This window comes from Neobacillus drentensis, from assembly GCF_036966985.1.
GTDB classification, from domain to species: Bacteria; Bacillota; Bacilli; order Bacillales; family Cytobacillaceae; genus Neobacillus; species Neobacillus drentensis_E.
Genome location: NZ_JBALSN010000153.1, coordinates 1 through 10,462, shown reverse-complemented (window position 1 = coordinate 10,462; position 10,462 = coordinate 1). Strand labels below are relative to the sequence as shown.

Annotated in this window: 6 protein-coding genes and 3 pseudogenes; 8 read left to right on the top strand and 1 reads right to left on the bottom strand. The window is 41.6% G+C overall.

Features of this window, described 5'->3' with window-relative positions:
- The 8 genes and pseudogenes from V7659_RS10620 to V7659_RS10585 all read left to right on the top strand — a co-directional run.
- Positions 1 to 665, top strand: a pseudogene (locus V7659_RS10620) (hypothetical protein); the annotation flags it as partial.
- Between the two features lie 23 nt (positions 666 to 688).
- Positions 689 to 2,434: an FAD-binding protein gene (locus V7659_RS10615; RefSeq protein ID WP_335539997.1), complete on the top strand. Its 1,746-nt coding sequence runs from the start codon at positions 689 to 691 to the stop codon at positions 2,432 to 2,434.
- 3 nt (positions 2,435 to 2,437) lie between these two features.
- Positions 2,438 to 3,205, top strand: a complete 768-nt coding sequence (locus V7659_RS10610) for an enoyl-CoA hydratase/isomerase family protein (protein ID WP_335539995.1) — start codon at positions 2,438 to 2,440, stop codon at positions 3,203 to 3,205.
- A gap of 57 nt (positions 3,206 to 3,262) precedes the next feature.
- Positions 3,263 to 5,296, top strand: coding sequence for a (Fe-S)-binding protein (locus V7659_RS10605; protein WP_420491720.1), 2,034 nt, complete (start codon positions 3,263 to 3,265; stop codon positions 5,294 to 5,296).
- 47 nt (positions 5,297 to 5,343) lie between these two features.
- Positions 5,344 to 6,033, top strand: a complete 690-nt coding sequence (locus V7659_RS10600; protein WP_335539991.1) for an RraA family protein — start codon at positions 5,344 to 5,346, stop codon at positions 6,031 to 6,033.
- Between the two features lie 66 nt (positions 6,034 to 6,099).
- Complete coding sequence (locus V7659_RS10595) at positions 6,100 to 7,059, top strand: D-2-hydroxyacid dehydrogenase (protein WP_335539989.1); 960 nt, start codon at positions 6,100 to 6,102, stop codon at positions 7,057 to 7,059.
- 18 nt (positions 7,060 to 7,077) lie between these two features.
- A pseudogene (locus V7659_RS10590) lies at positions 7,078 to 7,739 on the top strand (NADP-specific glutamate dehydrogenase); the annotation flags it as partial.
- Between the two features lie 461 nt (positions 7,740 to 8,200).
- Positions 8,201 to 9,358: a glycerate kinase family protein gene (locus V7659_RS10585; protein WP_335539987.1), complete on the top strand. Its 1,158-nt coding sequence runs from the start codon at positions 8,201 to 8,203 to the stop codon at positions 9,356 to 9,358.
- A gap of 162 nt (positions 9,359 to 9,520) precedes the next feature.
- Here V7659_RS10585 and V7659_RS32275 read toward each other — a convergent pair.
- A pseudogene (locus V7659_RS32275) lies at positions 9,521 to 9,813 on the bottom strand (IS110 family transposase); the annotation flags it as partial.
- Positions 9,814 to 10,462 lie beyond the last annotated feature (649 nt).

Here is a 10,462-nt window from a genome sequence, read left to right as displayed (position 1 = left end):
AACTGAAGCAGGGGGATGTCATTAACCTTGGAGTCGGGATTCCTGTAGGTTTACCGCAGTTAGCTATAGAAGAAGGATTTTTTGAAGATGTTACATTTTCTTTGGAGCACGGGGCGATCGGTGGTGTCCCGATGGGTGAAGAGGTGTTCGGGGCCCATATTAATCCTACCGCTATCATAAGTTCTCCCCAAGTGTTTGATTTTTACCATTGTGGGGGATTATCAGCTACATTATTAGGGTTTGCACAAATCGATCGTGTAGGAAATGTAAACGTGAGTATGTTTAACGGTGTTTTTCGAGGCTCCGGCGGTTTTATCGACATCGTCCATAAAACGAAAAAAATTATGTTCTGCGGAACGCTCACCAGTGGCAAGTTGGATGTTGCGATCGAACAAGGAAAAGTCAATATATTAAATGAAGGAAAACATAAGAAATTCATTCCTGAGGTAGAGCAATTAACTTTTAATGCGAAGGTCGCTCTGAAAAACAAACAGGAAGTCCTCTATTTAACGGAACGAGCTGTATTTAGATTGGAAGACCAAGGGATCACATTAATTGAATATGCCCCAGGGGTTGATATTGAGCGTGATATCCTTTCACATATAGATTTTAAAGTAAATATTTCACCAAACCTGAGAGAAATGGATGCAGATATATTCAAATAAGCAAATGGAAGAAGGTCAGATCATTGGGAAAATGGGAAATAACAAGGACGATTACATGTGATGTTTTAGTAGTTGGCGGCGGCGGTGCAGCTGCAAAAGCAGCATTAACCGCATATCAGTCTGGAGCACAGGTTCGAATAGCTGTTAAATCCCCTTGGCTTAAAGGTGGATCCACAGCAACAGCGTTTTCGGAGCTTCTTGCGATTGCGGCCGCGATTGGCCATGGGGACGAGCGGGACGAACCGGAAATTCATTATCAGGACACTATGGATGCGGGACGAGGTTTTATTGACCCTGCATTAGTACGAACGTTAGCTGAAGACGCTCCCAAAAGGATAAATGACCTGATCGATTTAGGGCTTAATTTTGATAAACAAAAAAATGGCAAACTTGTTCAGGGTATGAGTGATTTTGCTACTTATCCCCGTACATGCAGGGTGAATGGTGTCACGGCAAGACATATTCTTAACATCATTGCGAAGGAATTAAAAAAGAATAACGTTCCGATTGATGAGCAGATGATGGTTTTTCAATTAGTAACAGATAACGAAAAGAGAATCGTTGGTGCCATCGCTTTTGATATTGACAAAAATGAATTTGTCTTCTATCAAACATCGTCTGTCATCTTAGCGTGTGGCGGCGCCCACTTCCTTTACACTTATGGTGTAGGTACGCCGGATATGACGGGGGATGGGTATGCAATGGCGTATCAGCAAGGGATTCCGCTTGTAAATATGGAATTCGTGCAAATCGGCCCGGGAGTGATCAACCCTCCGGTGACATTACTTTCAGGACCGGTTTGGAAGACACATCCGATTCTTTCAAATCAGAAGGGGGAGCGGTTCCTGGAGCGATATCTCCCAACAGGTGTAAATGTGAAGGACGTTAATAACCACAAGGCCTTTCCATTTACCGTATCCAATCATTCCTTCTATTTGGACACATCCATCCAAAGAGAATCAGAAGACAATCCATCACCGCACGGAGGCGTATGGTGTAAGATGGCTCCCGGATCTGAGGCGATTGTTGAGGATAAAATGCCGAAGACAAAACGTGTGTTAAAATCCAAAGGCATTGATGTACACTCGGATAAATTTGAAGTCGGTCTAGTGGCTCAATGTATGAACGGCGGGTCACAAATCACCTCTCCAGATGGTGAAACTGACATATTGGGTTTATTCATCGCCGGAGAAACGGCTGGAGGTTTACGAGGCCCGGATCGGCCCGGGGGGAACTCTCTCGCAGAAGGGCAAGTTTATGGCTACCGAACAGGAAAAGCAGCTGCACAATATTCAATGAAGCACGGCAAGGAATTATCGTCACAAGAATGGTGCATCCAGGAATTTCAAACGATTAAACAGTGGATTGAAAATAGCCAAAATGGAACAAAAGATGTTCTTGAAAGCATTGATGAACTTCGCCGGAATATGTATCGGAATTGCCTGGTTATTCGCAATGAAGTCCGATTGATGGATGCATGGGAGTATTTACTGAAAACCGAACAAGACCTCGAGCAGGGTAAATATTCTGTAAGATTGGATACCATCAAGTCCGCACTTGAATTGCGTAACATGATCATTACAGCCAAATCGATTGTGTTGGCTGCACTAACTCGAACCGAAAGTCGAAGCTGTCATTATCGCGAAGATTTCCCGCAAAAAGATGATAACAACTGGAAAAAAAGTATTCGAATTAGGGAAGTGGATGGAAACATGGTCGCGGAAGAATACGAGTGGCCCGCTGAACCAATCAGAACAGGAGTACATTAGGCAATGACGGTTGATTTTTCTATACAAAATGGGATTGCCAAGGTTTTACTCGATCATCGTCCGTTGAACATACTTTCTGAAAAAGTGAAAGAAGAGTTGACTGAAGCGTTCCATATTATTGCCGGTAATTTTGAGGTTCGAGTGATCCTATTCGTAGCCGAAGGGGACCATTTTAGTTGTGGTGCCAACTTAAAAGAGTTCCCGGATCGTATTGCCAATAAATCGGCCGGTGAGGTATGGACGCGGGGACATGAGATGCTGGCAGAGGTAATGAATGCACCTCAGCCTACCATTGCCTATATTCAAGGCAATGCTTTAGGAGGGGGTGCGGAACTTGCCAGTGCCTTTGATATCCGTATCTTTTCATCCACTGCTCAAATCGGGTATCCAGAAGTATTGCGCGGTGTCTTCCCTGGGAATGGGGGATTAGAGCGATTGATTTTCCTGGTGGGCCCAGCTAAAGCAATGGACCTAGTATTGACAGGTAAACCAATTTCGGCGGAGAAAGCGCTTCATATTGGTATTGCTTCTGAAATCGTTGAAAGTTCGGATGGGTTAAGAAAAGCCGAAGAACTTGCACAATATATGGCGAATTTACCGGGGGTAACATTGAAAGCTATTAAAAAAGCAATCAATTTGTATACGTATGATTCTTCCACATTTATGGATAAAGGCAAAGAGCTTTTTTACATGCTGCATGAAACTCAGGATGTCAAAGAAGCTGTAAGTGCTTTTCTTGAAAAGAGAGTAGCTTCTTTTGTACACAAATAACATTAATTATTAAAGAAAGAGGTATGCAACGCATTTCTGAAAGGGGAAACCAAAATGATACTCGGTATCATAAATTTTATTGCTTTTCTGGGGATCACTGGATACGCGGTTTATTTGTTCGCAAACATTGTATATAGCCGAGTAACATTCATTAAAATGGGAAAACCGGCGAATCTAAGGAAAGACACGCGGCAGCGAGTCAATGAGGTTCTCGTGAACGTCTTCGGACAGAGAAAACTCTTTAAAGATGCGAAGAGCGGAATCATGCATCTGATTATGTTTTATGGTTTTATTATCTTGCAGTTTGGGGCAATTGAACTCATCCTTAAAGGTTTTTTTAAAGGGTTTGAATTACCGATTGGCACAGCCCATAAGTATTTTAGCGTATGTCAGGAAATAACCACGTTTCTTGTTTTATTAGCCGTTATATATGCATTTTACCGCCGCTACATTGAAAAGCTTAAACGATTAAAGCGTGGATTTAAATCGGGATTGGTTATCATTTTTTTAACCTCTCTGTTATTATCTATCTTTTTCAGTTTAAGTTTTGAACATATATGGTTGGGGCAGCAAGGTTTCCTTGCCTACGCACCAATTTCTAGCACGATAGCCAATTGGTTTTCAGGCATGAGCCAAGGAGCGGCTGCCGCAGTATTTTATGTATTTTGGTGGATTCATCTTATTACATTACTTAGTTTTGCTGTCTATGTACCGCAGTCAAAGCATGCTCATGTTTTGTTTGCTCCTGTTAACGTGTATCTCCGCGATACGAAACCGGTGGGGAAATTATCATCGATCAATTTCGAAGACGAATCCCTGGAGACTTACGGGGTAGGGAAAATTGAAGATTTCCGTCAAAACCAGTTAATTGATCTTTATGCCTGTGTAGAGTGTGGGCGCTGTACCAGTATGTGTCCTGCATCTGTAACGGGAAAAACCCTGTCTCCGATGGAATTAATGACAAAAATGCGCGATCATTTGACTGAAAAGGGGGCGGCAATTACCTCGCGAACACCATGGATGCCTTCGTTTGCTTTTCCAGGTCATGAGGCAGCGGCAACGTCGGAAGCTGTAACGGCAAATCTAATTGGAGATGTGATTACAGAAGAAGAATTATGGGCTTGTACGACATGCAGAAATTGTGAAGATCAATGCCCGGTAGCCAATGAACATGTTGAAAAAATTATCGATATGCGCCGGTTTCTTGTATTGACTGAAGGGAAAATGCCGCATGAGGCCACACGCTACTTTCAAAATATTGAACGTCAAAGCAACCCTTGGGGACTTAATCGCAGGGAGCGGATTAAATGGCGTGAAAGCAGAGACGATGTCAATGTCCCAACGGTTGAGGAGACGGAAGAATTTGAATACTTGTTCTTTGTCGGTTCCATGAGCTCTTATGATAATCGAAGTCAAAAAATTGCCCAATCGTTTGCAAAGATTCTCAACCTTGCGGGCGTTAAGTTTGCCATTCTAGGAAATGAAGAACGGAATTCAGGAGATACAGCGAGACGATTAGGGAATGAATTTTTATTTCAACAGCTTTGCCAAGAAAATATAGCAAACTTTCAAGCTAACAACGTGAAAAAAATCGTCACCATCGATCCGCATGCTTATAACACCTTTAAGCACGAATACCCGGAATTTGGGTTGGAGGCAGAGGTCTACCATCATACGGAAGTGATCCACAAGTTAATAAAAGAAGGAAGAATAAAACCAACCCGTGAAGTGAATGAAACGATTGTGTACCACGATTCGTGTTATATAGGCCGTTATAACGGAATCTATAATATTCCACGAGAAATTCTAAAAGCCATTCCTGGAGTCAAAGTAGCAGAAATGGAGCGAAATCGTGAAAATTCCATGTGCTGCGGGGCTGGTGGCGGAATGATGTGGTTGGAGGAGACACAGGGGAAACGAATTAATATCGAGAGGACAGAACAAGCCTTGAGGTTAAATCCCACCGTTATTGGAAGCAACTGCCCATATTGCCTAACGATGCTCAGCGATGGGACTAAGGCAAAAGAAGTAGAAGAACAAGTTAAAACGTTGGATATTGCTGAGATTGTGGAGCGTTCTTTAGTAAGTTAATCGCTTTGTTAGCACTGCCATGGAGAAAATGACCAGGAGGAGAAACTATGAATCTAGGATTTTGCATTTATCCCATTGAAGCCCGTCCAAGCAAAGAATTAATACAGGAGTTTGAAAATGTGGTCACCCCGCATATCAGTGATAATTTAAACCGCATGCACGCGATCGCTTCCGGACTTCGACCATATCATAAAGAAGGAAAACTCGTAGGTACTGCTGTTACGGTGAAAACACGGCCTGGCGACAATTTAATGGTACACAAGGCCATTGACTTGGCCGAACCGGGAGATGTCATTGTTGTCGATGCCGGAGGTGACCTCACCAATGCAATTGTAGGAGAGATCATGCAAAAGTTAGCAATTAAAAAAGGAATTGCAGGTTTTATTATTGACGGTGCTATACGGGATACAGGGGCCATTAGATCCGAGACTTTCCCGGTATATGCGAGAGGAGTAACCCACCGCGGTCCATATAAAGATGGCCCTGGCGAGATCAATACACCTATCTCCGTTGGCGGGATGGTTGTACATCCAGGAGATATCATTGTTGGAGATGAAGATGGCCTTGCGGTTGTACCTCTTGAACATGCAGAAGAACTATTAAAATTAATAAAGCAGCAGCAAATTCGCGAGGAGGATATCCTCCGGTCAATCAAAGATGGTACGGTTGACCGTTCATGGGTAGATCAAACTCTGCAACAGAAAGGGTGTGAAAGTAATCATCTAGTGAAGAACTAATGTGCCTAAATGACACTGTCTAAGAATAGTCTAAGCCATTAAATAATAAGAGAGGGATTGATAGTTATGAATATTTGTATTTTAGATGGCTATACCTTGAACCCCGGTGACTTAAGTTGGGATAAATTGTCGGAAGTTGGTCGTTTAGAGGTTTACGATCGGACTCCGGAGGAGCTCGTGATCGAAAGGGCTTCAAACGCAGAGATTATTTTGACAAATAAAACACCATTAAGCAGAGCAACACTTGAGCAGCTGCCGAACCTCAAGTATATTGGGGTTTTGGCAACAGGCTTTGATGTAGTGGATACGAAGATTGCAGAAGAACGGGGGATCGTCGTCAGCAACATTCCGACTTATGGCACGGAATCGGTGGCCCAAATGGTATTTGCACTGCTGCTTGAACATTGCCATCATGTTCAACGCCATAGTGATGCAGTTATGGAAGGAGAATGGGGACGGAATCCTGATTGGTGCTTCTGGAACTACCCGCTTGTTGAATTGGCAGGCAAAACAATGGGAATCGTCGGTTTCGGGCGAATCGGGCTCCAGACGGCACGAATCGCTTCCGCTTTTGGTATGCGCATTCTCGCATTTGACTCCCATCCTCGCGATATTGACCTGCCAAATTTCGAGTGGGCGGAGCTTCCTGATCTGTTGAGGCAAGCGGATTTTGTCAGCTTGCACTGTCCGCTAACCCCGAATACAGAAGGGATGATTAACGCTGAAAATTTATCGCTGATGAAACCGTCTGCTGTTATTATCAATACCTCACGCGGGAAACTTGTCAACAACAAGGATTTAGCTGAGGCTCTCAATGCAGGAGTTATTGCCGGAGCAGGATTGGACGTGCTGGCGGTGGAACCTCCAGAAGATTCCAACCCTTTGCTGCAAGCAAAAAATTGTATTATCACACCTCACATTGCTTGGGCTACCAAGGAAGCACGAAGCCGTCTTTTGGATTTGGCAGTGGATAATATACAGGCATTTGTGGCTGGAAACTCCAAGAACGTGGTGAATTCTTTTTAGTGCAGAGGGATGCTTAAACTTAGCTTTGCAGGAAGTACGATTGTTGTGTCCGGTTCTGGTAATGTTTCAATTTATGCGATGGAAAATCGACTCAATTAGGTGCAAAGGTTGTAGCTTGTAGTGATTCTGATGGTTATATTTATGACAAGGATGGTATCAACCTTGAAACAGTTAAAAGATTGAAAGAAGTTGAGAGAAAAAGAATACGGGAATATGTTAAAGTACATCTGCAGGCAGAATACTATGAAGGATGCTCAAAGGTCTGGGTAATCCCTTGTGATATTGCTTTGCCATGCGCTACCCAGAATGAAATCGATGGCGAATCAGCAAAGACATTGGTTTCCAATGGCATAAAGGCACTGGGTGAAGGTGCAAACATGCCATGTACACTAGAAGCATTTAATGTGTTCTTAAACAATAATATTCTCTTCGGCCCAGCAAAAGCTGTCAATGCGGGTGGTGTAGCAGTATCTGCGTTAGAAATGGCTCAAAATAGTATGAGACTGTCCTGGACATTTGAAGAAGTTGATACAAAATTACACGAAATCATGACAAACATCTACCAGAATAGTGTTAAAGCTGCAAAGGAGTATGGCTATCCAGGCAACCTGGTCGTAGGTGCAAATATCGTAGGGTTTATTAAGGTTGCGGATGCAATGATGGCACAAGGAATTATTTAGAAGTCTCTTTGTAAAAGCGTATGAAGTTAGAATCAATTTGTAAGGAAGTACAAGGTACACCGGATAAAACGGGAGATTGGTATGCAATGGCATATCGACTGTGAATCCTCCTTGTAAATAGGAATTCTTTCAAATCGCGCTGAGAGTTATCAATTCTACGGTAATATTACTCTCGGCACCCACTTGGGTTACTAAGGAAGCACGAAGCCGTCTATTGGATTTGGCAGTGGAAAAAATATAAGAGTTTGTGACTAGAAGTTCAAGGAATATGGCAAATCCACTAAGGCCATAGCGTGGTAATCTGGATGTTTAAATCAATTCAACAACCTTTTCTTGTATTCAATCGTGAGGAGTTTGTTGTTTGTTTTGTGATGATCTCTAGTATGTAGGCTTCCTAAAAATGCAGAAAAGCAAATCTATAGAAATGGAAATCTATTTTTTCAGTAGACTGAGGTGGTATTATGAAAAATCCAGTATTTGTTTTGGCACCTGATTCATTTAAAGAAAGTTTGACAGCAAAAGAAGTTTGTATGGCAATGGAGAAGGGAATTAAAAAGGTATTGCCTGAAGCAGTCTGCATTCAAGTTCCTATGGCGGATGGCGGTGAAGGAACAGTTCAATCGCTTATTGATGCAACAGGTGGGGAAATTCATCATAGGACGGTAACGGGTCCGCTCGGCCAGCCTGTAACGGCCCATTTTGGTATTCTTGGTGACGGTCAAACCGCTGCTATTGAAATGGCATCCGCAAGCGGTCTTCATTTGGTAACAAAAGAAACAAAAAATCCGCTTATTACCACCACATATGGTACAGGAGAATTAATAAAAGCCTGTTTAGATAAAGGTGTTAAGAAAATCATTATCGGTATTGGTGGGAGTGCCACCAATGATGGCGGGGCCGGGATGGCACAGGCACTAGGTGTGAAATTACTTGATGAAAATGGCCTGGAGCTTGGCTTTGGTGGCGGTTCACTGGGAAGATTGGCAAAAGTGAACATGGCCCACATTGATCCTAGATTAAAAGATAAACGAATTTATATTGGATCCGATGTAACAAATCCTTTATGCGGAGAAAAAGGAGCTTCAAAAATTTTTGGTCCACAAAAAGGGGCAACACCTGAAATGGTCGAAATACTTGAAGCAAATCTGACCCATTATGCAAATATTTTGATGAAGGAGCTTGGAAAGGATATGAAAGATTTTCCGGGTGCAGGTGCAGCCGGCGGCTTGGGAGTCGGACTTCTTGCATTTACGAATGCTGAATTAAAGAAGGGCATAGACTTAGTAGTTGAGTATACAAGATTGGAGCAAAAAGTGAAGGAAGCAGATTTTGTCCTTACTGGTGAAGGAGGGATTGATTTTCAAACGCAATTTGGAAAAACCCCCTATGGTGTGGCCCAGACTGCCAAAAGGCACGGTAAAACAGTCATTGCAGTTGCCGGTTATGTTGGAGACAAGATTGATATCCTTTATGATAAAGGAATAGATGCTATTTTTGGTATTCTTCCTAAAGCAATGAGTTTAGAAGTAGCTTTAAAAACAGGTCAGAAAAATATCGAGATTACTTGTGCGAACATTGCACGACTTGTAGCTTTGGCGGGGGCACCCACAAGGAAGTGAACAACTTCCTAGCACTATTGACTCAAACGAATCAAAACTTTAGTTATATACAGAATCTAGATTCTTCATAAGTTTATGCAGCCCGCTTAGATTTTCTGGAACCGAGGCTGTTTTTTGCTACGTCATCGCAAAAATATATGTCACTTTGTTTTTTGTATAATACACAAACTTAATATCTTGTTCCTTAAGGAAGTGAGCTAAATTAAGCCAATAATACCTGTCGGCTCCATTCCTACGATTACTTTTTCCATTTGGTTTTCAACGATCAACTTTTTAAGCCACTCTATGAAACAGTTAAAGCTAGAATTTGTATTTTCAAAGTAAAAGGGTGCCGAAAATTCTAAACCTATATAGTCCTGGGCTCTTGCCACATGCTTATATTTAGCAATATCAACACCTTTAATGGTGCAAAATAATTTTATTGTCCCATTATTAAAAATTTCAATTTTACTTATTAGGTTTTGTGAGAATAAAAATATATTCCTCATCTGTAAATGTTTATAAAGAGAATACGACACGATATATGTACTTTAAAATAAAATACAAGCTGATAATGTATCCGAGGATTTCCATTAATATACTAGCTTTTAACAACGTCAAGTTCAGAATCAGAAACTCTAACCTATAATGGCATCATCTTTTCTGTTGCAGGGAGCGCTTTCTTCCAATCTTGTTGATATTATAAGAGCATAGATAGCTTAGGAGGAATAAACCGGCTATTGTTGTAACTCAAATTTTTGAAGCTATCTATAAGTCTGTTCTTTAAGGCGATATTGCTTTGAAATAGTGAATCTTGAGATCTAAAGCAATTGCAAAAATTAATTTAGAAAATAACAAAGGATAGATAAAAGCTCCCCGAATTAAGAGGCTTCTCACAAGATTGTGAGAGGCCTCTTATAGTGTTCATAAGTTATAAGCGATAGTGAAAATATTTAAGTAAGCAAACGCATCGTAGGAAAAATACTAGAATATCCTACTATTTATTGGGGATAACTTCCAGTAATTAATTTGCTATGCTATAATTATGGTAAGTTTAATACATAATGGATAATTTATTGTAACTTTAGAAAGTTTATTGCTGACTTAAGCCGGGAGGATTACATA

Coding starts and splice junctions, on each gene's coding strand:
- V7659_RS10610 (WP_335539995.1), top strand. CDS start 2,438: ATGACGGTTGATTTTTCTATACAAAATGGGATTGCCAAGGTTTTACTC.
- V7659_RS10600 (WP_335539991.1), top strand. CDS start 5,344: ATGAATCTAGGATTTTGCATTTATCCCATTGAAGCCCGTCCAAGCAAA.
- V7659_RS10595 (WP_335539989.1), top strand. CDS start 6,100: ATGAATATTTGTATTTTAGATGGCTATACCTTGAACCCCGGTGACTTA.
- V7659_RS10585 (WP_335539987.1), top strand. CDS start 8,201: ATGAAAAATCCAGTATTTGTTTTGGCACCTGATTCATTTAAAGAAAGT.